Here is a 24984-nt window from a genome sequence, read left to right on the forward strand (position 1 = left end):
TTCTTAAAACCAACCCATTAAAAGTCCTAAGGGCAATGCAATTAAATACACAGCAGCAAGGACCATCAGTAAAATAAAAATAGGAACTCCTATGAACATAAAATTAAAGGCCAAAAAAGGATGATGCCTCATATAATTTTCTATTTTTGCAGCTACATGCATTTTGTAGCTTGCAAAGGCTGTTATCTTTTTCATAATTCAGAGCCTCCTTTGTAATTACTTCTGATTTCCTTGCATCTACAATTTTAACGCTTAGTCTGTGACCACGGTGTGAGCTTTGCACTTTGACTGTGAGAATGCTGTGAGAATAAAAATGTATAAAAAAGGAAACCGCTTTGAATTTTCAAAACGGTTTCCTTTTTTATACATCGGTCTTATATCCAATTTAATTAAATCATTATTTATTCATCCACAAGCCGATAGCCAACCCCAATTTCAGTAATGATATAACGAGGCTTTGCCGGATTCTTCTCAATTTTACGCCGGAGCCCGGCCATTAATGCACGTAAAGCCTGTGTGTCATTTCCATAGCCGACACCCCATATTTCTTTTAATATCGCACTGGTCGTCAGAACCTTACCAATATTCTTAAACAATAAACTTAACAGGCTGTACTCCATCGGTGTGACGTGAAGTTCCTTATTATGCAGATAAACAAGATGCTTATCCATTTCTATTGTCAATCCGCCAACAGTAAGTGCACCCTGCTGGTTTTCTTTCCCATGCATATGCAAGTGACGCACAGCTACACGAATACGTGCCATCAGCTCTGTCGCAGAAAACGGCTTGGTGAGGTAATCGTCTGCCCCTAAATCAAGAGCCGCCGCCTTTTCACTATCCTGATCTCTGGCAGAAACCACAATAATCGGCAGGTCAGACCACTCCCGGACCTTCTTAATTACATCCATGCCATCAAAATCAGGCAATCCAAGATCCAAAAGCATGATGTCGATTTGCTCCGATATTAGATGGCTCAATGCATCCTGTGCTGTATGCGCCGTAATATATCGAAACTCTGCCTGTTTTAACGAATAGCAGATAAAATTTCTAATTTGAGGATCATCTTCGACCACCAGAATGTTTTTATGATAACTGTTCATACATTTGCACCTCCATGGGAAGCGTAAATGTAAATTCCGCTCCTGTTCTATCGTTTCGGTTTTTAGCTTCAATGGTTCCTCCGTGCGCTTTGATAATTGCATCGCAGATAGTCAGTCCAAGGCCGATTCCATGCTTCGCATCAGCAATCTGTGTGCGGGAGGTATAAAACATTTGAAATAAATGCGGCAAATCCTCTTGAGAGATACCGCTCCCGCTGTCAGTAATCTTAAAAACAGCGAAATGCGAATTTTCATCCTTCTCCACCGAAATATGAATATCACCGTCCGGAAGTGTATGCTTAATCGCATTGTCCAGTAAATTAATTAAAACCTGACGTATCAGCTTCGCATCCATTGGTATCATCAGAAGCTCGTCCGGCATGCTGACATCAATTTCATATTCAGGCCATTGCTTGGAAATGCGTTCAATGGCACCGGCCAATACCTCTTCGACAGCCTCCGGCTGTTTATTGAGGATCAGCTTGCCTTCCTGTAATCTCGTAAGGCTCAGAATATTTTCCACAAGGGAATGCAGCCAGTCGGCATCCTTATGAATGGCAGACGCTAAATCATAACGGGGATCAGTCTGAGTGGACATATCCATAATCATCTCAGAAGTACCCATAATCCCCGACAGTGGCGTTCTTAGATCGTGTGAGATAGCCCGCAGCAAATTTGCACGATACCTCTCCTGAACGGTTTCTTCACGCGAACGGTTATGCAGCTCTGATGCCCGCAATCTGTCCATTGCCAAAGCGACGCTTTCAATCATGGACCGCAGCAGACGTGTCTGTGCTGCGCTCATTGTCTGCGCTGTTTTAATAGGAATTCGTATCATGCCAAGCATTTTTTCATATCCGTAAATCGGCCAGTCATAAAACTCTGAACCAATTTCATAGCCTGTTTTTAATTGCTCCATCCGGCGCTTAATTTCCTCCGGATTTTCAATTTCTCGGCGTACCTGCCGGCTTTCTGTTTGCTGCTGTATAAAAAACCTTTCAGAATTTCCGTTTTCATCAAAGCAAAGACAGGCTGCCCGGCACCCAAAACATGTGCTGATTTCACCTACCGTAAAGCCAACGATGTCATTGATATTGCTTGCATCGGTCAGATGGTTTGTCAGATTATATACCGCCTTGGTCTCCGTTTCCTTTTGTCTGGCATCCAGTGCGCTTTTTTGGGCGTGAGAAGCAATTGTGCTTGTGATAAGCGCTACAACCGTCATAATGAAAAAGGTTATGATGTAACTCGGGTCGTTGACGGAGAAGGTCAGGTACGGCTCGGTAAAGAAAAAATTAAATAGGAAGGTTGCAATCACCGAGGAGAGAAGCCCCCATAGAAAGCCTTCCGTCAGCCATGCAATCATGTGTACCGCCAAAAGGTATGTGATTACGATATTCGTCTCAGGGAATTCGCTGAAATGGAACGCATATCCGATTCCTGAGGAAATGGAAAGCAGACCAACCACGAGCAGTGGCTGTACTACCATTCTTGCTTTGTCTCGCCTGTTCAAATCCATCCCTCCTTATCACAGCTCCTCAACCATTCGGTATCCTACGCCCATTTCCGTTAAAATATATTTAGGCGCACCAGGATTTTCCTCGATCTTTCTGCGGATATTTGCCATGTTGACGCGGAGTGTATGGCTATCTCCAGCGTACAGGCCCCATATTTCCTTCATGATATAATCATGAGTCAGAACTTTCCCCGCGTTTTTTGACAGAAGCGCCAAAATTTTGTACTCAACAGGGGTCAGATGGATCGCCTTTCCAGCGAGAAAAACCGAACGCTTTTCATAATCTAACTGGAGATCTCCAATGGTCGTTTTCTCTTCGCCCAGTGCCTGAGCGCCCATGCTTTGGGGACTATGCCGCAGTGCCGTGCGAATTCTTGCCAGAAGTTCCGAGGTGCCGAAGGGCTTTACTATATAATCGTCTGCTCCTAAATCAAGTGCTTCAACCTTTTCTCGTTCGTGTCCGCGGGCTGACACCACAACGACCGGTATCTTCGACCATTCGCGGATACTTTTCAGTATCTCCACTCCATCAATATCCGGCAAGCCAAGATCCAGCAAAATGACATCCGGCGAATAGGATGCTGCCATAGAAAGTCCTTCTTTTCCTGCACCGGTCTTGATGACCTGATATCCGTTTGAATTCAGGATTGCTGTTATAAAGTTGCATATTGCTTCCTCATCCTCAATGACGAGAATTGTTGGTTTTAACATAGTCACTCACTTCCTTCCAATGGCAGTGTGAATTTAAATACCGCACCACCTTCTTTGCGATTAGCGGCTTCCATTGTTCCGTTATGCGCTTTGATAATTGTCATGCAGATAGACAGCCCGATGCCCATCCCTCGGGAAGAATCCGAGCTTTTCGTTCCATTGGGAACATAGCTGGTAAAAAGATAGGGGAAATCCTCGTCTGCGATTCCCTTCCCATGATCAATCACCTCAAATATCGCTGCATTTTCGCCCTTTTTTAATATAATCTCAACGGGCGAGGTATCGGCAGAATGCTTCACCGCATTTTCCAGAAGGTTAATAAGCACCTGTGCAATCAAGGTACCGTCCATGGGCACTTCTAACAGCTCATCGGGCACAGAAACCTCAACCTTGTGGTATGGAAATCTTTTTCGGATTCGGCTTACGGCCTCCGCCACAACCTCCTCAGCCGCCTCAGGGTTCTTGTTAACCTTGGATTCTCCCTCGTTAATACGCGTTACTGACAGCAGGTTTTCTACCATCCGTATCAGCCACTGAGCTTCCTCCTGAATATCTGCATTCAGCTTGTTGCGGGTACTCTCATCCAATGTTTTTGAATTTTCATGTATTGCAGAGCTGGCTCCAAGAATCCCGGACAGTGGCGTGCGCAAATCATGAGCAATAGCCCGCAGTAAATTGCTTCTCATTTTTTCCTTTTCTGCATCTACAACGATACTGCGCTGTTCATCAGACAAATGCTGCCGCTCTAGCGCCATAGCCACCTGGGATGCAATCATACGCAAAAATTGACGGGTATTATGGCCTAAAGACCCTTTTATACAGGAAATACCTAAAACAGCCAGCACCTTGCCTTGCGATATAACCGGCATATAAAAACCGGCTGCTCCCATTAAGGTATCCGTTCCCGCTCCCGCACGCTTTTGATTTACAAATACCCAATGTGCGACTGCCTTTTCGTCCTTGGAATTAAGAACTGCTTCATCCGTATCCCCATCGGCCTGCATGACACTGCCATCGGTACCAGTTTCAGGGTCGGATGGGAAAAATACAACGGAACGCTCAAACAAATTCACAATATACGCATTGGTCAGCGAGATAATATTTTCAAGCCCTCGGGTAACCAGAAGCTTTTTGTTGATCTCATAAAGAACCTCTGTGCGGTGCTCTCTCTGAACAGCCAGCTTGGCCTGTGTCTTAATCCTTACTGTAAGTGTGCTTGTGATCAAGGCCACCAGCAACATAATAAGGAAAGTAATGGGATAGCCCGCTTGAATCGCATTGAACGTGTATAGCGGCTCGGTAAAAAAGAAATTAAAGCTCAGCACACTTGCGATTGAAGCGATAATTCCAAAAACATGTCCTTTTGTAATCCTTGATATGACAAGCACAGAAAGAATATAGGTCATTATAATATTCTGATCACCGATTCCCACCATCCGCAGCCCAAGGGATACCAGTGTGGCCGCCACTAGTAACGCCGCTGTTTTCGCGAAGTCAATCCATGAGAATTCCACCTTGCCTTTCCAAATTGTCTTGCGCGGTTTTTTATAATCTCGGCGAGCGGTGGCACCGGGAATGATATGGACTTCTATGTTTGGTAAAAGAGAAATCAGTTTGTCTTCAAAGTCCATATCGAACAGGTTTTTAAGTGTTTTCTTATTACGGCTTTTGCCTACCACAATGTTTGTGATGCCGGATAATTTCGCATATTCTGATACGGATACCGCAATTTCATGGCCTGTGAGCGAAACAATTTCTGCTCCAAGCTTCTCCGCCAGATCCATATTTTCACGGAGTATTTTCTGCTGCTGGGAAGTTAAATGATTGCTGTCAGTGCTTTCCACATAAAGCGCTATCCATTGTGCATGAAAGGCTTCTGCGGCCCGAGCCGTCCACCTTATACATTTGGCAGAGGATGGGGAAGGACCAATACAAACCAGCATTTTGGTATTCGCCATTTTTTCAGTCGTACGGCGCTCATTTTGGTTTTCATTGCTAATTCTATCCGCAGCCTTGCGCATGGCAATTTCACGCAGGAGCTTTAAATTCTCCCGTGTAAAAAAATGATTCATGGCCGTCTGCGCCCGCTCCGGTTTATAAATCTTCCCATCTTCGAAGCGCCTGAGCAGTTCATCCGGCTCAATATCGATCAGTTTGATTTTTTCGGCTCTATCGAAGATATAGTCGGGTACGGTTTCTTTTACGCGAACACCGGTTATGCCCTCAATCACATCGTTGAGGCTCTCAATATGTTGGACATTTACAGTCGTGTAAACATCAATTCCTGCGTTTAAAAGCTCCTCAATATCCTGAAAACGCTTCCGGTTTCGGACGCCCTCCGCATTGGTGTGTGCAAGCTCATCCACCAAGATCAGTTTGGGTTTTCGGTTTAACGCTGTATCCAAGTCAAATTCCTTAAGCTCTATATTACGGTAAAATACAGACTTGGGCGCAAGGGAAGGCAACCCTTGTAAAAGCTGCAGCGTTTCCGGACGGGTATGCGGCTCAACGTAACCGACCAGCACGTCTTTTCCCATGCGGTACTGCTCCTGTGCATCGTCGAGCATGGCATAGGTTTTGCCTACACCGGCCGCATATCCGAAAAAAATCTTTAATTTTCCCGAATGATTATCCTGCTGTGTTTGTATGTCTGCCAGAAGCGCATTAGGGTCGGGACGTCCATCCAATTCATTCATTTCAGCTCACCTCCTCTATATTTAACAATCATACCACTACTAACTTTTATAGCAAGTTATTCCGATCACAATTGACTATTTATACATAAATTCAGATCCTATTGCCCTTCGAACCGATCAATACTGATTATAATATGGACTGGTTTCGCAGGAAACTATGTAATCTTTGAAGCCTCCGTAACCGAAGTGGTTTCTTTCTCTAAAAGCTCATGATAATAACTGATTACAGACTTTCTTGTAATGATTCCAACAAATTTATCCCGGTCATCCACAACGGGAACAAAGTTCTGATTCATCACCCGCAGGAGCAGTTCCTCTAAGGTGGTGCTTATTCTGACCGCAGGATTCCAGCCGGGACGGATAATATCCGAGACAAGGTAATTCTCCTGCTCCCGCATAGTGTTCTTTTTCTCTTCCAGCATGTGCCACAGGAAATCACCTTCGCTCACGGTTCCGATGTATGTACCGTCATCTGCTACCACGGGTAATGCAGTATAGACATGATACCGCATACTTTCCAGCGCCTGACGAAGCGTACTTCGACTATTTATATAGGCGACGGACGACTTGACTGTGATCAAAAAAATAATATTTCTTTCCAAAGCATTTTGAATGCTTGTATGATTCATTTCCGGATTCTCCTGCTGATCTCTTTCTGGTATCTGCATTATTTTTTCCTCTCGCTAAATTTTTTCATAGCAATGGCGGAACAGTTCAACGAACTGGAAGGTCATGCAGAAATGCATGACCTTCGCAGCTGTTTACCACTTTACGGCTTACAGCAAACCATCCAGCGCCAAGTTAACCTCCAGAACATTTACAGCAGGCTCACCGAATATCCCGAGAAAACGGCCGGTAGTATATTTACTGATAATCGCCCGGACATCGTCCTCACTGATGCCGCGTTCCCTTGCAAGACGGGCAACCTGATATTCCGCCGCTTCCGGCGTGATATTCGGGTCCACGCCGCTGCCGGAGGCGGTTACCAAAACCATTGGTATGTCTGCTGTGTTATCCGGGTCAAGGGCATGCAACCAGTCCGTACGCTCCTGTACAAGTGCCTTTTGCTCCTCACTAACCGGGGAGAGATTTGTTGTACCCATCGGCCTTCCAATCATGTATTCGGTGCTTGTAAACTCCTGTGCAATCAGCGCGGAACCATAGTTCTTCTGTGTGCCATCCTTGAGCGTAATGGTGATGATGCTTCCATTTGCCTGGCCTGGGAATATAAGCTGTGCGATTCCCGTAACAGCCGCCGTATAAATAACCCCGCATATTACGGTCATCACGAGGAAGCACATAATTGCCGGACGTAGTATTTTTATTGATTTCGTCATTTTAATCCTCCTCACATAATGCCGCAGGCTGTAAGCAGCATATCAATTCCTTTGATTGCAATAAAAGGCGCTGCAATGCCACCCAAGCCGTAAATCAGCATATTCTGCCCGAGCAGCTTACCGGCGGGCAGCTCACGGTATTTTACACCCTTGAGTGCCAGTGGGATTAATGCGATGATAATCAGCGCGTTGTAGATAATGGCGGATAGAATTGCCGTCGTGGAGCTGGTAAGTCCCATAAAATTTAAGGCTGTCAGCTGCGGGTAGATGCCAAAAAACAACACCGGGATAATCGCAAAATACTTGGCTACATCATTTGCCACGCTAAAGGTTGTCAGCGCTCCACGAGTCATTAGAAGCTGTTTGCCGATGCGCACAATGTCAATGAGCTTGGTGGGGCTGGAATCCAGATCAACCATGTTTCCAGCTTCCTTAGCCGCCTGCGTACCGGTGTTCATTGCCACGGCAACATCCGCCTGTGCCAGCGCTGGTGCATCATTTGTGCCATCGCCCGTCATTGCCACTAAATGCCCTTTGGTTTGGTAGTCGCGTATCAAGTCCAGCTTTGCTTCCGGCGTAGCTTCCGCGAGGAAATCGTCTACACCAGCCTCTGCGGCGATTGCCGCGGCAGTCATGGGATTGTCGCCCGTAATCATGATGGTTTTGATACCCATTTTCCGCAGGTCTTCAAACCGCTCCTTCACGCCGTTCTTGACAATATCCTTTAAATACACAACACCCATCACCTGATTATTTTTTGCAACTACCAGCGGTGTACCGCCCGCTCCGGCAACGCGTCTTACAATCTGCTCGCATTCTTCGGGGTACTCTCCACCATTGTTCTGTACAAAAGCCTTTACCGCTTCGGCGGCACCCTTACGAATCTGAATGCCCTGATAATCCACACCGCTCATTCGAGTTTTTGCCGTAAATTCTATAAAGCTGGCATTCATCTTGGAAAGCTCCCGGCCTCGAATACCGAACTTTTCTTTTGCCAGAACAACGATGCTCCGGCCCTCGGCAGTTTCATCTGCCAGAGAGGAGAGCTGTGCGGCATCCGCCAAATCCTGCTCCTGTACGCCGTTTACCGGAAGAAACTCACTTGCCTGACGATTTCCAAGAGTGATAGTACCCGTTTTGTCCAGCAGCAGCACATCTACATCTCCGGCAGCTTCAATCGCACGACCGCTCATAGCAAGTACATTTGCTTGGTTGAGACGGCTCATACCAGCGATACCAATGGAGGATAGGAGTGCACCGATTGTGGTGGGAGCCAAGCACACCAGCAGAGCAATGACGTTTGTGATAGATATCGCCGCCCCGGCCCCAGCCTGACTGCTGGCAAAGCTTGAAAAGGGGAGCAGTGTTGCTGTGACGATTAAAAAGATAATCGTGAGCGTCACCAGCAAAATCTGCAGTGCAATTTCGTTGGGTGTCTTTTTTCTGGATGCACCTTCCACCATGGAAATCATCTTATCCAAAAAGCTTTCGCCAGCTTCCGCTGTCACCTCAATGACAAGCCAGTCGGATACCAGTGTGGTACCGCCCGTGACCGCGCTGCGGTCGCCGCCGGATTCACGGATTACCGGCGCGGATTCACCGGTAATCGCGCTCTCATCGACAGAGGCAGCTCCGTCGATGACTTCCCCATCCATGGGGATCTGCTCACCTGCCCGGACGATGACAATATCACCCTTTTTAAGCTGGGCAGAAAGCACTTCTGTATAATCCTCCACATTGCTTTTAGATATTAGCTTTTTGGCTTTTACGTCTTTACGCGCTTTGCGTAAAGTATCCGCCTGAGCGCGCCCGCGTCCTTCCGCAATCGCTTCTGCAAAATTTGCAAACAATACCGTGAACCATAAAATCAGCGCAATCGCCAGAATGTATCCGCTGTTTTCATCCTTAATTCCAACGAAGGACAAAATGTATAACGCCGTGGTTAAAATTGCGCCAATATATACGACCAGCATAACCGGATTTTTTACTTGAATACCGGGGGCAAGCTTGGCGAAAGATTGCCTGAGCGAATCGCCTAAAATATTTTTATTGATACTTTTCTTTTCCATGTTAGTCCCCCCGTTCTATCGCATTGTGAAGTAATCGGCAATGGGTCCGAGAGCCAGCGCTGGTAAAAAGCTCAATGCGCCGACAATCAAAATAACGCCGATCAGCAGTCCCACAAACATGGTATTTGTTGTTGATAAGGTTCCTTCACTGACTGCAACCGCCTTCTTCTTCGCCATATTTCCGGCAAGGAAGATGGCCGCAGCCATAGGAATGAAGCGTGCCAAAAGCATGATGATGCCGCCGACCACATTTGTAAACACCGTGTTTGCATTAAATCCGGCAAACGCGCTTCCGTTGTTGTTGCCCATAGACGAAAATGCATAAAGGATTTCTGAAAATCCATGGGCGCCGGAGTTGGTCAGCCATGAGGCGGCATCCGGCATCAATACGGCTGCGGCAGTTCCCAGAAGGGTAACCATTAAGGGAGCAAGCACAATCAGGCACACCATTTTCATGTCATACGGCTCCACCTTTTTCCCGAGATACTCCGGCGTTCTCCCCACCATGAGTCCGGCGATAAATACCGTCAGCAGAACAAAGGCAATCATGCCGTACAGTCCGCTGCCCACGCCGCCAAACACAATTTCACCAAGCTGCATCAGGAACATGGGAATCATTCCCCCGAGAGGCGTGAAACTGTCATGCATGGAATTTACTGAGCCATTGGATACTGCTGTAGTGGCTGTAGCCCACAAGGAAGATGCGCCGACACCATGGATAACCTCTTTGCCTTCCATACTACCTGAGGCAGCAACCCCTTCGAAAGAGGGCCCCATATACTGCTCACTTATTGTTGTAACGCTGAGAGCTACTACAAACAGAATCATCATGGCAATATAAATGGATTTTCCTTGCTTACTGTCCTTGACGGCCTTACCAAACGATACGCATAAAGCAGCAGGAATTAACAGAAGCGATAAGCATTCCAATAGGTTCGAAAATGCCGTCGGATTTTCCAACGGAAAAGCAGAGTTAACGCCGAAGAAGCCGCCGCCGTTTGTTCCAAGCTGCTTAATGGCAATCTGGCTGGCCGCAGGACCCAAAGGGATAGTTTGTGCCGCTCCGCCTTGAAGCATAGCCACTTCCTTGTAGGGTGCAAAGGTCTGCACAACGCCCTGTGACACAAGCACAAGTGCCAGAACAAAGGAGAGGGGAATCAGCACATAAAGCGTAATTCTGGTCAAATCAGTCCAAAAGCTTCCGATGGTTGTTTTCTGCCTTAAAACAAAGCCTCTGATTAGGGCGAACAATACGGCGATTCCAGTTGCCGCCGACACAAAATTCTGGACGGTAAGCCCTAAGAACTGCGTCAGATAAGACAACCCGGTTTCTCCGGAATACGCCTGCCAGTTGGTATTTGAAACAAAGCTTGCCGCCGTGTTAAAGGCAAGATGCCAGCTTGTGCCTTCAATCCCCGCAGGGTTAAATGGTAATACGCCCTGCAGCATCTGAATGAGCCAGACAAAAAACACACCGATTGCACTGAATATCAACGCGGACAGTACATATTTTTTTGCGCCCATTTCCTCGTTGCCTTTAACACCCATGACTTTATAGATTCCGTTTTCTACCGGAGCAAGGGCGCGGGATAAAAACACCTTTTGGCCGGTCATGACCTTGTACATATAAATGCCAAGCGGAATGGATAACCCCACCAGCAAAACAAGGTAAATAATATCCTGTAAAATAATCATGTTCATAAGTCCTCACCTCGAAACAATACGTAGAATAAGTAGATCATCAAGGCAAATCCGATGATACCGGTGATTGCCAACACCATACCCATATTCTCATCTCCTCTCACTTTCTCAGCGTATGTATGGCAGAATCATGTTCCATCGCACTGCCATGACAATGGCCATTGTAACGATTAAAAATGCCGCAAAGGATAATACTTCTTTCCATGTGCATTGCGTCTTATCATGTTTCATACCGAAAACGCCTTTCATTTTAGTTTTGTTGTAAAGTTTTTAGATATTATACGTAAATGTGCATTTTTTACCCAAATATCATTCTTTACGCTATTTATCATAACAAAAAAGAGGTCAATGAGGTGTCAATTCGAATGGAGTAGATGTCAAGAAAGCGTCCAGATGTTTTATGCAAAACATAAAGAGAAACACTTTCTTCTTTTTCTGTAATAAGTCTTTCTTAGAGTGGGAGGTTCTGGTGGGTTCACAGTGAACCGCACCTGGGTTCTGCGGAAAGACGGAATACCCCCTTGGCGGGAAATACGCCTTTCCGCTTTGCCGCGATTCCGCTACTTTTTTAGAATCAGCCGGTTGCTGGTATTACTGCCGTTCTCCCGGTAGCGGGATTCTTTTTCAATGAGCCCAGCATGAACCAAATCATGCAGGGCGCGCTTGACGGTGCTGCGGGAAAGCTGCAAGTCGGCGGCAATGGTCTTGACCGCAGGCCAGCAGTCTGAGCCTTTCCCCGCACGGTCACGAAGGTAAATATAAACCGTCCTCGCCCGATGGGGGAGTTCATCGGGCGGAGCGGTATAGATGTGGTTAAAATAGCTCATTTGTTATCACTCCGTTCTGACATGGCTGCGCCGCTTTAGTGGCTCCGCGGGATGCTCCGTCACGGGGGTGTGGAGCGCACCGGTGCCGGTGGGCGACTCCAATATCTCCCCGGTTTCCTCATCCACCATCAGGCAGGCTGTGTGCTTGCGAACAATGTTTTCCTCCAGCGTCTGCTTATCGGCATAGACCACCTTCCGGTGCGCCTTTTCTTCAACGGTATAGGGCTTCCCAAAGCGGATACCCCAATCCAGAAACAGCCGCAGCCTTGTCCGCATGGGATGTGTGCCGGTTTTCATAACGACAAAGCTGCCCTTGGGAATGGATTTGAGTTCATCCGGTGTCATAAGAGGACGCTCCATCATTTGCAGGGACTGGCTGGGATCGTTCTTTCCACGGCTGATGCTGCCGCTCATCACGGTGCGGCTGCCCAATGCCTTAGAAAGTACCTCTGCGGTCTGGCTATTGGGCGCGAAACCGCCGAAGATGGTGTCCTGGCAGTTGTCCACGATGATTTCTGCACCCTCCTTGCCGTAATTCTTTTCAAGCTGTCCGAAGGACTGGATAATGGGAATCATGGAAAGACGGCGGGAGCGGCTGGCCGAAAAAATCAGCTCAAGTGATTCAATGGCCGGGAGCGTACCCAGCTCGTCACAGTAGAACATCACCCGATTTTTCAGCTTGCCGCCGTTCTCATCCGCTACCGCAAGGATTTCACGGTAGAGTTGCTGGATCATCAGGCTGACCATGAAATATTTAGTTAGATCTTCTTCGGGAAGTATAATAAATAGCGCCGATTTTTCATTGCAGAATTTCTCCGCGTCAATGGTGGTTTCAAAGCAAAGAATCTGCTCCATTTCACTGTCGATAAATGAGTTGAGGCGGGACAGCACGGTAGACAGTACCGAGGCCATGGCCTGCTCCGCGGAGTTGAGGGCGGCTCCCGCAAACCAGCGGGCCTTATGGTCAGGCGGCAGCTTTTCCATCAGGAGCTGGAACTGGCTTTTACCCTTTACCTTGCTGGGCGCCAGCAAATCCTGTACCAGTTTGAACACGCTGATGATATGGCGGCAGTCCACCTTTTTTCCATCTGCTTTAGTGGGCGGCAGATATTCGGCTATCAGCAGAATGATGGAGGACAGAAGCCCCTCGGCGGCATCATAGAAAAATTGGTTCTGTCCGTAGTTCTCGCCGCTGGCGTTGATGATGGTCTTTGAGATGATTTTGGCGTATTTCTCCGCCTTGGCCTTTGCCACAAGATTGTTTTCATCGGCAAGGTAGGTGTCCATGTAGGTGTTGACCAGCTGGAGCATATTGTTGCCGTCCGAGCGGGTGGGGTTTCGAAGGTCAATGACCGCCACATGGTAGCCATAATGGTCACGGGCAATGGCACCGTAGTTGCGGAACAGGTCCCCCTTGGTATCGGTGGTCAGAAAGCTCATGCCAGAGGCACAGGCATACTCCAGATTCGGGTACAGGAAAAAGGCTGTTTTGCCCACGCCGGATGCGCCGATCATCAGGCAGTGGACGTCGTCGGTATCCACCAGCGCCGTGACTTTGTTCTTTGCTCCTGTGCTGCCGAGGATGATGCCTTGCTCTGAAACAGCGGGGAGGTTTTCTCCCTTCCGCCACAGCTCCGGCTGAAAGGGAATATGCTTGTAAATGCTTTTGATTTCCTGCTTGGTGGCAAAGCGCGCCGTACCGTGCTGGCCATCGCCCACTGTGCGGGACTTGATTCCGTTGAGGGTGTAATAGTGGGCTAAAAGAGAAAGGCCGCCGATGACGAGAAACATCACGGCGGCCGCTGCGATTAGAATGTAGACTTGGGATTGCATAGGGGAAACTCCTTTCAGTCTGGAATATTTTGTGGTATCCTAAATCTAAAACATATGTGTTACATAAATAGGGATTTGAGGAGTTGACTATATTGTTGGTAATGGGGATTAATCGAATTTTGAAATTGGTTCAAATCACTTCCGGAGGAAAGAGTTACACTTGTCCCACCCAAGAAATAAATGGCGAACTTTTCTTTATTTTCAAAAAGAGTTTGCATAAGGTAATGGATTTCACATCTGAACACACCACAGAGCTTATTTCCGTAGGTGGAAAAATTATAGACAGGAAGCTAAATAAATGAGCTCCATTTTTCTATGCCATCCTCATTTCAAACCCACTCTGCCTTTGCTGTGCCGCTTCCGTTAAATCGTCATTCCAGTCCTTCCCCTGAGATATGAGCCGTTCTGATTCATAGCCCTGTTCGGCAAGCTGCTGTTTCAGCCGTTCGCTGGCCTTGTGCCCGGCTGCATCGTTGTCCAGGCACAGCGAGACTTGCCGGAGCTGTGGATACTGTTTCAGCATCCACAGCATCGCCTGGCCGCCGACGCCGCAGAGGGACACATAGCTGTGCCGCTGCCAGTCCTGCGGATGCAGGGTAATAAACGACAGCAGATCCACAGGCGCTTCAAACACATACAGCGCATTGCTTTCGCCAAGCCAGTGAAAGCTGTGGCGGGGGTCGCAGCCGTCCACGTTCCCTTTAAATGCCTGCCCCAAGGTGTAAATCCCGCGCTTGTGAGCGTGGCGGGCAACTCCGTTTTCATCTAAGCCCACAAACACGGCGTTATGGTATTCCTTTGTTCTGTTCTTGGATTTTTCACAGCTTTCATAGAGGAGCTTCTGCTTTGCAAAGAAGCTCACCACCTCCCGGCCGATGTGCCGGGTTTTCACCAGATAGGCATAAACACGCCTCATATCCGTATGTGCCGGTGGGAGCGCAAAGGGCTTTTTCGGCTCCGGCTCCTTTTGCGAGGCTGGCCGATAGATTTCACCCTGCTCACCGCCCAGCAGCAGGGTCACGGCTTCAGGATAGGAGCAGCCGTAAAACTTCCGCACAAAATCAATGGCATAACCGCCGCTCTCCGCGGAGTGATCGTACCACTCGTTCCCCCGGACGGTGATGCTGCGGTCGGAGGCCAGCCGCTTATCCCGTCCGCTGGGCAGGAGTCTTTCGCCGCGCCGCTGGAGAAAGTCAGCTAAATCCACATTGTTGGCACGGTATTTCTGTTCGTCTGTAAAATGCACATACACACCCATAGCGCACCTCCTATTGATGGCGATTGCCGATTCGATGAAAAAATGCCGCCCTTTTTACAGGACGGCATTGCTTTGGATACAAATTTTTCCGGACGGGCATCCGCCCGGTTTTCTTTTTCTGCTTTTTCATGGTGTTCCTCCCATCGTTTTTTAGAGTGACATGGTCTGTTCGTGGTCGTCCCGCGCATGACCCTGTGCCTGCTTCTTCTCCCGGAGCCTGCGCAGGAGCTTACGGTCGATACGCTGACCGGGCGGTTTCAAGGGCGGAGCGTTGTCAGTAAACACACGGCTCATGTGATGCAGGAGCCGTGTGCCAGCCAGCAGGACGGAGGGGTTTTTGAACTCATCCATATGGTCAAGGAAAAACTGTGCGTAGACATTGCCCTGCGCCGCCGAGAGAGTAAACCAGCGGACGGCGGTTTCCCTATTCTTGGGTACGTCTTTTCCCATCAGATACAGCTTGCCGAGGGTATACTGCGCATACTGGTTTTCTTGCTCGGCGGCGGCTGTCAGGAATTGCAGGGCAGCGGGAATATCCTTTGGCACATCTTCGCCCATGAGATAAACCTTGCCCAGCCGGTACTGTGCGAACTGATTTCCCTGTGCGGCGGAGTGTTTTAGGTATTCCAGTGCTTTTGGGATATCCTTTGGAACATCCTCTCCCTTGAGATAGAGAATGCCGAGGGCATATTCGGCAAAGGGATTCTTCCGGTCGGCGGCAAAGGTCAGCCAGCGGATTGCGGCTTCCACATCCTTGAGGACGCCACCGCCCCCAAGGTACAGCTTACCGAGCCGGTGTGCAGCAAAGTCGTTATCCTGCTCCGCCGACAGGGTATAGAGCCGTACTGCCTCAGCCGTGTTCTGCGGGACGTGCTGTCCCGTCTCATAGAGCTTGCCAAGAAAATATGCGGCATAGGGATTTTCCGCCTCCACCGCCTGCTTGAGATAAACGAGGGCTTTTTCCACCTCCTGCGGCGGCGCTGCTTCGTCTGCAAGAATGAGCTTGGCAAGCTGGTAGCAGGCAAAGGGATTTCCCACCGTCGCTGCCTTTTCAAAATATTCCTTTGCTTTTGTCTCATTCTTTTCCGTGCCCACGCCGTTTAGAAGCATCCAGCCCAGCCGGTACTGGAGCTTATCGTCGTGCCCTTTTTCCTCCAAAGAGGTGAAACCGAGAAAGGCTTCCCGAAAACGCCGATCAGCTTCCGCACTGTTTTTTACGCAGCCGATGCTGTCCCGCATCATTTTGCCAAGCTCGAAGCTGGCATAGGGAAAGCTCTGGTCTGCCGAGCGGATGTAGAGGTCAAAGGCGGTTTCATAATTCTGCTCTACACCCTTGCCGTGATAATACAGACCGCCGAGGGAATACTGCGCATATTTGTACTTCTCGTTTGCAGAAAGAGTGAGCCAGTCCGCCGCCTGCAGATCGTCCTGCTCTGTGCCAAGCCCTGCGGCGACCATTTTGCCGATGCGGTACTCGGTGTACTTCCAAGGCTTTTTTTCCTCGGCGGCATGAAATAGCGCAAGTGCCTTTTCGTACCAGCCATAGGCTGCATCGGCGTTCGCTTCGCACCCAAGCCCGTCGGCGGTCATACGACCAAGATCATAGAGTGCCAGGGGATTATCTTTATCCGCTTCTGCGAGGAAAAGTTCACGGGCTTTTTCAAAATCCTGCGGGATTTCGGCTTCCTCATCGCCGTGGAGATACTGTTTTGCCAGCTTGTATTCCTCCGTCCACCATGAAGCAGAAGCTTTCTCCCCGTTGCGGAAAGACGGAGCAGGCGGCGGTTCGGACGCATCCTCCGGCTCGGCGGGCGCATTCTCCGGCGCAGCCTCCATGGAGGGTACATCGTCATCCGGGGTGGCGTCCGGCAGAGCGGTTTCCACCGAAGCCGGTTCCTCAAAGGTCATAGTTCCGCTGCCAAGTCTCAATGCCTCCTGAATAACCATGTTTCGGATGGGCTTGAAATCCTCACAGCGGGAAAGGGGCGGCGGCTCGGAGGGTGTTTCGGTGTATATGGATTCGATTCTGCCCCTGACCTCCCACCACAGGTGGTAGGCTTCGGCAATGCGGCTGTCCTTGGCAAGCTCATCCACAATTTCGTCTACCACATTTTTCAGGTCTGCTTTCAGGTAGCCGTACTGCTTTTTTCCGCTGACCGTTTGCAGACGTTCGGCAAGGTGTGTGAGGAGTTGCTCCATGCGCTCACTGACCAACACGCCGCCCTTCATCTGGCGAATCAGCTCCCCCATGGCTTCAGCGGCCTGCTGCTTCAGGTCATCCCGTCGCTGGGTCTTTTCCCCGTAAATCGGGATGAGCTCCTGACGGAAAATCTCATTTGCCAGAGCGGACTTCATTTTGCGGATACCCTGCTTGGTGAGATAGCCCTCCTGCGGATTTGTACTGTAGCAAATCATGTGAACATGCGGGTGGTGCGATTCATTGTGAAACGCCGCATACCATTTCAGATGGTCGGGGTGGATTTTCAGGTTCTCCGCCAGCTCCATCGCCTTGGAGGAAAGCAGGGCTTTCCATGCCGCCGCATTTTCAAAGCCAAATTTACCTGCATCCTCCCGGCGCAAGGAAATAATCGGCGTCCAGACATTGCCGGTGTGGGCGGCCACTTCCTCCGCAACCTGTGATAAAACCAGCAGCGCATCCCCGGCTGTAAACAAACCGTGACTGTCAAACTTTTCCACGCGGGGACGGTTTGCGATGTAGTCCAGATATTTTTCCCTGTCACCAATCTGCGGGAGGTGCTGCTCCAGTGTTATAGAGATAAACTCAGAAGCATTTTCACGATTGGGCTGGGCGAGGTAGTCCTCATACTCCAGAGACTCCTTGCTTTCGGGAAACTCACGGATCATTTGCGCAATGAGTGCCCGCTGATTTTTGGTGCTGTGCCAAAGTGCCCGGCCATTCGGAACCTTTTCTACGCCGTCACGGGTTGCTATATATTTCACCAGATGACTCAGGTGCGCGGCAGCTTTTCCGCCCTTGAGGTATCCGTTTTTAATGACCAGCCTTGCCATTAAAGATCAGCACCCTGTTGGAACTGCACCGCATCTTCCAGCTTGATTTTACCTCTCGTCTTTTTCACCTCGGAAATGCATCGTCCACGGAGACTGCGCAGCTCATCATCGGTAACCTCCAATGTGGCTGCCAGCAAATGCATCATCATGCTGATCTCCACCGACAAGCGGAACAGATTATTTGCCACACGATTTTCCGTATTTTGCAGCGTACCCTGAATCGCTCCTAACAGATTCTGAGAAAGAAATGCCGTACTGTTTTGGCTGCTCAAATAGCCGATATAGAAATCTACCGCCTGCGAAACAAATTCGGTGTGGTTTTTCATATCCTTTTCCTGCATCATGGCTTCCATGGTTTTAATCATATCCGGGTAGAGCCATGCCACTACCCGTTGCTTTAGCTCGTTTCTATTTTCATTCATAGGCTCAAATCTCCTTATATTTTGTGTCCAGCACCCCAAACAGCACCTTCAAAATGCTGGAATGGCTGGGCTTTCATGTGGGGCACAGCACCTGACGGAGCCAAAATCCCCATTTACAGCACCTTTTGAAATTCCGAAGCAATCGTTGCAGAGTCCTGAAAAGCCTTTGTATTTCCGTAGAGTGCGGGCGGCACTGCCGTCCGCTGTGACCGCGAGGGGCGTTTACAGCACCTCGCTTTCTCCTGCTCTTTTTTCGACCGTGGAGACTGCTGGATTTGGGGTGCAGAGAGCCTTTTCCCAACGCTCGCACAAAGCCCTCACGTTGCCGTTTAGAGTGGGATGGGTGCATGGATGCCACACCGCCTGTCAAAGCGGCACACAGGGGCGAACAGGGGGCAACGCTGGGGGACGGGCATGCGCCTTAATGTGCCGCCCTGTCCTGTGTGCCATCAGCGGCAGGAGCAGATTTCTCTTTTTCTTTTTGCTTTTTGGGCGAAGCGGTGGCGGGAGCATCCTCGCAGCCCTCGTCAATATATTCCCGGACGGAAGACGGAACGTATTTTTCATAGAGCTTCTGCAAGGAATCGCAGAGCTCCTGTGTGAGATCCGCATCCTTTTTCTCCATGTAGCGTTTCACCGCACGGAGCTTTTCGCCGTCCATTTGCACGGTAATGCTTTCTTTTTTCATGCTGAGTGTCCTCCTTAAAATCGAAATCCCATAAAGGTGAAGCCGGGTTCCAGCTCCGGTTCCTGCCCGGTGAATTCGGGAATGTCAGCAAAAAGCTGGCTGTATTCCGCGACCTTACTCTTGCCGAGCGAGGTAAAGTTGCCGTCATAGGTGGTGTCGCAGACAAAAAACGGACCGCAGATAATGTCCGCGCCCAGCCGCCTGTTGGGCGGCATTCCGTTTATTTTGCCTTCCTCATTGCAGACGGCAACGCAGCCGTTGGGAAAGCTGATGCATTCAATCAGGCCGCCCACCTCCGCCTGCAGGCTGGCAAGGTCATTTTGAATTTCCTTGACATGGGGCGCCTGCCCCGGCTCAATTTTGAGTACCTTAATCTTGTTCTCACGCATAAAATCAGCCCTTCCTTCTTAAATTTATGGTAGATAATTTCTCGGATTTTGCTTCACACCGTTCACCCGCACCTCAAAGTGCAGATGGTTTCCGGTGCTGCGCCCGGTGGAACCCACCTTGGCAACGGTTTCCCCGGCTTTCACGGTTTGCCCCTCACGGACGAGAATCTCAGAGCAGTGACCGTATAAGGTGACCAGCCCGCCGCCGTGGTCAATGGTGAGATAATAGCCGTAGCCGGTGCTGCCATAGACTACGGTTTTCACTGTTCCCGCCTGTGCCGCACGGATGGAGGTGCCTTTCGATGCGCCGAGATCAATACCGGAATGCCCCGCCCACTCGCCGGTGAGCGGGTCCGTCCTGCCGCCGAATTCAGAGGTCACCATGGAGCGCCAGTTCTTACCCAGCGGAGAAATCAAGCCGGAGGCGGAGGCTTCCGGCGCTTCCGCGTAGGGTCTTGCGTACAGCACCTGCTTGCCGGAATCGAACAAATCCCGGTAGACGACCTGTCCTTTCGAGGAGGATGCGTCCACCACCTTGCCGTCCCCGGCGTAGATGCCAACGTGGGTAATGTTCATGAAGCGGTCGTTGGGCTTGTGGCTCCAGAACACCAAATCTCCGGGAGCAAGGCTGGATTTTGGAATCGTCAGCCCGTTGTCCACGCAGTATTTGCCCTGCGCCGCAGCCGTGCCAGGCAGATTTACCCCCAGCTTTTTGTACACCCACTGTACAAGATAGCTGCAGTCGGTGTAGCTGCCCTGTCCTCGAAGCTCCTGCGAATACGGGTCTCCAAGGCGGGAAAGCCCCAGCCGGACAGCCTGTGCACCCGCTTCTCCGACAGGCAAATCGGAATAAAAACCGTCCATCTGATCCGGCGTCCAGTCCTCCCACAGCCCGGAATTGTCATCTTCCATGGGCGCGCCGGTGCCATATCGGGCGCGGTAATAGATTTCATTGGCGTTGGCCTGATCCTCATAAGTGACGGCTCTGCCGAACAGCGCGCGGATGTTGTTGTAGACAGCGGGCAGAGAGGTGATGGGTACGGCTACGGTATAGGTTTCTTCCGAGGTGGTGCCGTCGCCGTTCTCCACGGTGCGGGTGCGTTCCTCATACGTCACAAAGCAGTCCACATAGCGCCGGTGTTCCAGTCGGGAGGGGGACGCTGCGCCGAAGAACAGAGAATAAAAAATTGCCTTGACCCGGTAATTGTCAAGGCTGTCGCCGTCCTCCATCTCTGCGTTCACGTTATCGATGGCATTGTCTATGAGGGTGAAGCTCTGGCGCATATCCCCGATGTATTCCCGGTACTCCGCAGGCATACTCGCCGGAATGACACCGCCGTGAAAGCACAGCTCCACGGCGGTGTTGTTGTGGTTTGTGGTGCCGGAAAGCAAGGAGCAGACCAGCACGACGACCAAAATCAGCGGGGACAGGACGGCGGCAATGATCCAGCAGATGGTTTTCCGGGTGCGTTCATCCGAGAGCGCGGTAGCGGCGGCTTTTACAACAGCTGCGATGGTTGCGGGATCTGCCATGCCGTCACCACCATTTCAGACCGCCAAAGCCGAATAGACTCTGCTGTTCCGGCTCCGGCTCACTTGCCATGAGCTGCTCGGTATAGTCCACCGCCTGCTCCAGAACAGCGGTGTCAAAGCCCGCGGTTTTGTAGCCCTCACGGATGGTGTTGTAGTAATAGTCCGAGGGATACCCCAAGCGATGCCCCGGCGTCATCACATAGACCATGGCGGACACCGACTGTCCATCCAGTGGCAGTTCCATCAGTTCCTTGTCATAGAACCGGGGAAAGCCCTCATAAACATCCAGCGCCGCTTCATCCTTCGGCGTGATCTTCCACAGCAAAACAGGGACGGAGGAACCCTCGCAGGGCTCAATGGTGGCAACGGCTCCGTTTCGGCCGCCCCGGAACACAAGGGCATAATCCTTGATTTCGGATGCCCCCACCACCTTGGCGGATGGGCACCGGTGCGCCATCTGCGGCAGATTGAGATTGCTGCCGTAGGCAATATACAGCTTGTTTTTCATACGATCTCCCTTCTACATGGACATAGTAAAAGCGGGGGACTGTTCATCCTCCGCTTCCATAATGGGTTCCGGTACCGCTTCTTCCGGGGGAGCCTGTGTCTGCTGACGCTCCGCCTCACGTTTCTCCCGCAGCCGTTCCTTTTGCCGCTCCGCTTGTGCCGGGTCTTTCCACGCGATGCAGCCTTCCAGATGATCCAGCAGATGCTGGCGGGCGGTTTTAAACTCGTCCCCGATCATACCAAGGCGCAGAAGCCAGACACGAAAGGTGTATTTTTCGTTGCTGGACTGCGTTTTGGTAGGGCTTGCCGACCGCTGATTGAGTGCCTGTGCGGTCATGGCAAGACAGAATTGGATGTATGCCTTGATTTTTCCGGCGTGTAAATCTCCGTTGAACGCCCGGAACTCCACCGTGCCCTTCTGGAACACGCTGTGCAGATTCAGGCAGTGGTAGCGGCTGTCGTGATAATGCTCCCGGCTGCCGTCCCTGCCGTTGTACCAGAGGCTTTTGAGCCGGTCGAGGGTGGCGGGCTTCTGCCGGTTGAGCCGCTCTAAAAAAGAGGGGTCAATCTTCCGGCAGTAGTGGCTTTCCCGCCCCCGCGAAACCTTCAGCGCCTTGTAAATCATATCCTCCTTGGCCGCCATGATGTTGACCAAATTCCGCAGATGGGGTGCGTCAAAGGGTGCGGCGTTGATGTGAATGTGAATGCCGCAGGAGGAATTCACAAATGCCCCGGCCTCCCGGAGCTTGCGGATCAGCTCCTGCACCGTTTCGATATCCCCGTACTGGCAGATGGGGCTGACCAGCTCCACACTGTAGTTCCGGTCGGCGCTGACCTTCCTGCGCCCCTCCTTCCGCTGGCAGTCCAGACTTCCGTCACTCATGACCTTCCATTTGCGTCCAGTGGTATCCCTTGCGAAATAGGTGTCATAGAAGCTGCCCTCATATTCTTTTGTGGTGCCGAAATATTCGGCAATGACCTCGGCAGCGCGGCTTCTGGTAAGCCCGGTCATTTCAATTTCAATCCCGAAATCCTGACCCTGTATCTCCATTTACTCACCGCCTTTACCATATCCTGTGCTGCAGGGTCAGGTCTTTTTCCTGAGACAGCCCCGCCAGCTCCGCCGCAGAGTTGATGAAGCCGCACAGCCGTTCCCTGCGCCAGGTATCAATGAGATACCGCCCGCATTCCTCGTTGAGCGCATTGATTTTCAGCACCGTATCCCGCACACACTCTGAAACGGCGGCGGGATCACCCTGCGCCAAGGTGAGGTCGTCAATGTAGTCATCCAGAATCTGCCCCATGACAGACACATCCTCCGGGGTATAGTGGTAGCTCCCGGCGTAGGGATCGGGGTATTCCTTGCCATCCATGCAGCACCGGAGCTGCTCCAAAATGGCGGGGCGCTCGTCGCAATCCGCTTTCTGGTATTTCTCCATAAACGCTAAAAGATCCGCCTCCCGATTGGGTGTGTAGCGGATGAAGGACAGCATATCTTCGAGGAGTCCTGATTTGTTTTCTTTCTGCTGTTGCAGTCTGTTCATGATTTTTCTCCTTTCCATGTTATCTGCCGCCCGCCGTTCCGAACAATTTCTCCTTATATGCCGGAGCGTGAACCGCGAGGTTATACCGCTCAATGCCGCATTTGTAGAGGCAGACACCGCGCTGGGGAAAGCGGATCAGGTTGTATTCGCTTTCTTCCAGCTGGAGGGAGTCGATATAGAACCGCTTGTCGATGTTGCCTGCGTTGAACAGAAACGCATGAGACGGAATGGAAAACAGCGGCTTGGTCAATTCGCGGATGTGCTCAATATTGAAGTCCTCCAAGTTCTGTGACGAAAGAATAACCGCCGATTCCTTCTTGCGCACACGCTTCATGAAATTGCGGATGTATTCAATGGCTGTCAGGTTCGTGAGGAACAGATACAACTCGTCAATGGAGGCGGCGGTGTTCCCCTCGGTCAGAAGCTTGTCGCTCATGAAGGACAGAACATTGAACAGCAGGGCGTTTTTCACGTTCCGACTGGCCTGGAGCAAGCCTTTTACTCCGAACACAATAAAGCGGTCGGAGGTTACGTTGGTGTGGCCGTTGAAAAACTGACTTTCCGCGCCCATGCACATGGAGTGAAGCCCCAGCAGGATTTCCTGCAAAAGCTCCGGCGGGTAGAGCTGGTATTTGGTTTTGTCGTAGCCCTTGTACTCGGCTTCAATCAGGGCATAGAGGTCGGACAAAATGGGGTAGTCCGTGGCGGCAAGGCTCTTGAAATCGGTGCGGTCGCTGATTCCGAACTGTTCGTACAGCTTGCCCAGCATGATTTCAATGGCGTCAATGTGGCGGTCGGAAAAATCTTTGTAGCACCGGAAGAAATCCTTGAGAAAGCTGATGTGCTGACTGAGCTTGGTGGACTGGCGGAACGCCTGGGGCGCGTCGGTGTCCTCCGGGCTGCCGCCCTCGTCCCATGTTTTCGGCTCCAGCGGGTTGATCCGGTACCGGCCCGACATGAGATCAATGAAACAGCCGCCGAGGTTTTCCGCCAGCTCCACATATTCGTGCTCTGGATCAAGGCACAGAACCGACTTGCCCGATTCGAGGATATTGCAGAGAATGAGCTTTAACAGGTAGCTCTTGCCTTGGCCGGAGTTACCGAGTATCAGGACATTGGCGTTGGTTTTGTCATCGTCGCGCTTGTCAAAATCCGCAATGATATTGGAGCCGAACTTATCCCTGCCGAGGTAAAAGCCGTGAGGGTCGGTCTTACCGCTGTAGTTGAAAGGATAGAGGTTTGCCACGGAGCTTGCGGGCAGCACCCGTTCAAACTGGCTGGCGAACACATTCCAGCCAGCGGGGCCTACGGCGAGAAAACCCTCCCGCTGGCGCAGCATGAGCCGGTCCACATTGAGCTTGGAGCGCACCAGCTCGGTGAGCACATCGGTCTGGAGCAGCTTCAGCGCATCGGAATCGTGAGCGGTCAGCTCGATAAAAACAGCGCAGTGCAGAAGCGGCTCCCGATTCCGGTGCATGGAGGAGACCAGCGTCACTACATCCTGCAGATTGCTTTCGGCGGTGACGGTCTGCTGGAGATCGTTGGTACTGCTCTTATCCATGCGATTTTTGTTGGCGGCATTGTGGATGATCTTCTTTTCCTCGGCCGCCGTTACCTGACGGGTGTAGATGCGCAGGGTCACGCCGTCCTTTTCTCCGAGGTGGCGCAGGATGGCCTGTTCCTCGGTAGCTGTGGGATATTCCCGCAGCACCCACACACAGCGGTAGGTGTTGCCGCATATGAAGTGGTCGGTGTTGAATTTGATGATGCCCGGAGCGATCATGTCAAGGAAATCCTTGATTTTTGCATCCTCCTGCGGCACT

Annotated in this window: 23 protein-coding genes; 1 reads left to right on the forward strand and 22 read right to left on the reverse strand. The window is 50.7% G+C overall.

Features of this window, described 5'->3' with window-relative positions:
* Nucleotides 1-3: 3 nt before the first annotated feature.
* The 12 genes from AAC978_RS08955 to AAC978_RS09010 form a co-directional block, all read right to left on the reverse strand.
* Nucleotides 4-195: a hypothetical protein gene (locus AAC978_RS08955; RefSeq protein WP_341547705.1), complete on the reverse strand. Its 192-nt coding sequence runs from the start codon at nt 193-195 to the stop codon at nt 4-6.
* 206 nt (nt 196-401) lie between these two features.
* Nucleotides 402-1100 (reverse strand): response regulator transcription factor, encoded by a 699-nt coding sequence (locus AAC978_RS08960; protein WP_341547706.1) that lies wholly within the window; start codon nt 1098-1100, stop codon nt 402-404.
* Complete coding sequence (locus tag AAC978_RS08965) at nt 1084-2613, reverse strand: DUF4118 domain-containing protein (protein ID WP_341547707.1); 1530 nt, start codon at nt 2611-2613, stop codon at nt 1084-1086. The genes AAC978_RS08960 and AAC978_RS08965 overlap by 17 nt, the downstream gene beginning before the upstream one ends.
* 15 nt (nt 2614-2628) lie before the next feature.
* A complete protein-coding gene (locus AAC978_RS08970) occupies nt 2629-3327 on the reverse strand; it encodes a response regulator transcription factor (protein ID WP_341547708.1) in 699 nt (232 codons plus the stop codon).
* Nucleotides 3328-3329: 2 nt separating this feature from the next.
* Complete coding sequence (locus AAC978_RS08975) at nt 3330-6023, reverse strand: sensor histidine kinase KdpD (RefSeq protein WP_341547709.1); 2694 nt, start codon at nt 6021-6023, stop codon at nt 3330-3332.
* Nucleotides 6024-6178: 155 nt separating this feature from the next.
* Complete coding sequence (locus AAC978_RS08980; RefSeq protein ID WP_341547710.1) at nt 6179-6691, reverse strand: CBS domain-containing protein; 513 nt, start codon at nt 6689-6691, stop codon at nt 6179-6181.
* A 108-nt stretch (nt 6692-6799) separates the two neighbouring features.
* Complete coding sequence (kdpC, locus tag AAC978_RS08985) at nt 6800-7360, reverse strand: K(+)-transporting ATPase subunit C (protein WP_341547711.1); 561 nt, start codon at nt 7358-7360, stop codon at nt 6800-6802.
* Between the two features lie 11 nt (nt 7361-7371).
* Nucleotides 7372-9429, reverse strand: a complete 2058-nt coding sequence (gene kdpB, locus AAC978_RS08990) for a potassium-transporting ATPase subunit KdpB (protein WP_341547712.1) — start codon at nt 9427-9429, stop codon at nt 7372-7374.
* Between the two features lie 15 nt (nt 9430-9444).
* Nucleotides 9445-11130 carry a potassium-transporting ATPase subunit KdpA gene (kdpA, locus tag AAC978_RS08995; protein WP_341547713.1) on the reverse strand — a complete coding sequence of 562 codons (1686 nt, stop codon included), beginning with the start codon at nt 11128-11130 and terminating at the stop codon, nt 9445-9447.
* On the reverse strand, nt 11127-11216 hold the full coding sequence (kdpF, locus tag AAC978_RS09000; protein WP_341547714.1) for a K(+)-transporting ATPase subunit F: 90 nt from the start codon (nt 11214-11216) through the stop codon (nt 11127-11129). Before kdpF ends, kdpA begins: the two co-directional genes overlap by 4 nt.
* Nucleotides 11217-11690: 474 nt before the next feature.
* On the reverse strand, nt 11691-11957 hold the full coding sequence (locus AAC978_RS09005) for a helix-turn-helix domain-containing protein (RefSeq protein WP_341547715.1): 267 nt from the start codon (nt 11955-11957) through the stop codon (nt 11691-11693).
* 6 nt (nt 11958-11963) lie between these two features.
* Nucleotides 11964-13790 carry a VirD4-like conjugal transfer protein, CD1115 family gene (locus AAC978_RS09010; protein ID WP_341547716.1) on the reverse strand — a complete coding sequence of 609 codons (1827 nt, stop codon included), beginning with the start codon at nt 13788-13790 and terminating at the stop codon, nt 11964-11966.
* 92 nt (nt 13791-13882) lie between these two features.
* Here AAC978_RS09010 and AAC978_RS09015 point away from each other — a divergent pair, with 92 nt between their 5' ends.
* On the forward strand, nt 13883-14092 hold the full coding sequence (locus tag AAC978_RS09015) for a hypothetical protein (protein WP_341547717.1): 210 nt from the start codon (nt 13883-13885) through the stop codon (nt 14090-14092).
* Between the two features lie 11 nt (nt 14093-14103).
* Here the strand turns inward: AAC978_RS09015 and AAC978_RS09020 are convergent, their stop codons facing one another.
* The 10 genes from AAC978_RS09020 to AAC978_RS09065 form a co-directional block, all read right to left on the reverse strand.
* Complete coding sequence (locus AAC978_RS09020; protein WP_341547718.1) at nt 14104-15048, reverse strand: DUF3991 and toprim domain-containing protein; 945 nt, start codon at nt 15046-15048, stop codon at nt 14104-14106.
* Nucleotides 15049-15198: 150 nt separating this feature from the next.
* On the reverse strand, nt 15199-18078 hold the full coding sequence (gene mobP3, locus AAC978_RS09025; protein ID WP_341547719.1) for a MobP3 family relaxase: 2880 nt from the start codon (nt 18076-18078) through the stop codon (nt 15199-15201).
* Complete coding sequence (locus AAC978_RS09030; protein ID WP_341547720.1) at nt 18078-18500, reverse strand: hypothetical protein; 423 nt, start codon at nt 18498-18500, stop codon at nt 18078-18080. The genes mobP3 and AAC978_RS09030 overlap by 1 nt, the downstream gene beginning before the upstream one ends.
* A gap of 421 nt (nt 18501-18921) precedes the next feature.
* The gene (locus tag AAC978_RS09035; protein ID WP_018213969.1) at nt 18922-19188 is read right to left on the reverse strand and encodes a DUF6103 family protein; all 267 of its coding nucleotides are present in this window, start codon (nt 19186-19188) and stop codon (nt 18922-18924) included.
* Nucleotides 19189-19202: 14 nt separating this feature from the next.
* Nucleotides 19203-19577 carry a DUF3846 domain-containing protein gene (locus AAC978_RS09040; protein ID WP_018213970.1) on the reverse strand — a complete coding sequence of 125 codons (375 nt, stop codon included), beginning with the start codon at nt 19575-19577 and terminating at the stop codon, nt 19203-19205.
* Between the two features lie 24 nt (nt 19578-19601).
* Nucleotides 19602-21110 (reverse strand): peptidoglycan DD-metalloendopeptidase family protein, encoded by a 1509-nt coding sequence (locus tag AAC978_RS09045; RefSeq protein ID WP_018213971.1) that lies wholly within the window; start codon nt 21108-21110, stop codon nt 19602-19604.
* A 4-nt stretch (nt 21111-21114) separates the two neighbouring features.
* A complete protein-coding gene (locus AAC978_RS09050) occupies nt 21115-21618 on the reverse strand; it encodes a gamma-glutamylcyclotransferase family protein (RefSeq protein WP_341547721.1) in 504 nt (167 codons plus the stop codon).
* Between the two features lie 12 nt (nt 21619-21630).
* The gene (locus tag AAC978_RS09055; protein ID WP_341547722.1) at nt 21631-22668 is read right to left on the reverse strand and encodes an amidoligase family protein; all 1038 of its coding nucleotides are present in this window, start codon (nt 22666-22668) and stop codon (nt 21631-21633) included.
* Between the two features lie 13 nt (nt 22669-22681).
* Nucleotides 22682-23179 (reverse strand): hypothetical protein, encoded by a 498-nt coding sequence (locus AAC978_RS09060; protein ID WP_026184154.1) that lies wholly within the window; start codon nt 23177-23179, stop codon nt 22682-22684.
* Nucleotide 23180: 1 nt separating this feature from the next.
* Entirely contained in the window at nt 23181-24944 is a 1764-nt protein-coding gene (locus AAC978_RS09065) for a helicase HerA domain-containing protein (RefSeq protein ID WP_207729943.1), read from the reverse strand.
* Nucleotides 24945-24984: the final 40 nt, after the last annotated feature.

The sequence above is a fragment of the Desulfitobacterium sp. THU1 genome, from assembly GCF_038181555.1.
GTDB lineage: Bacteria > Bacillota > Desulfitobacteriia > Desulfitobacteriales > Desulfitobacteriaceae > Desulfitobacterium.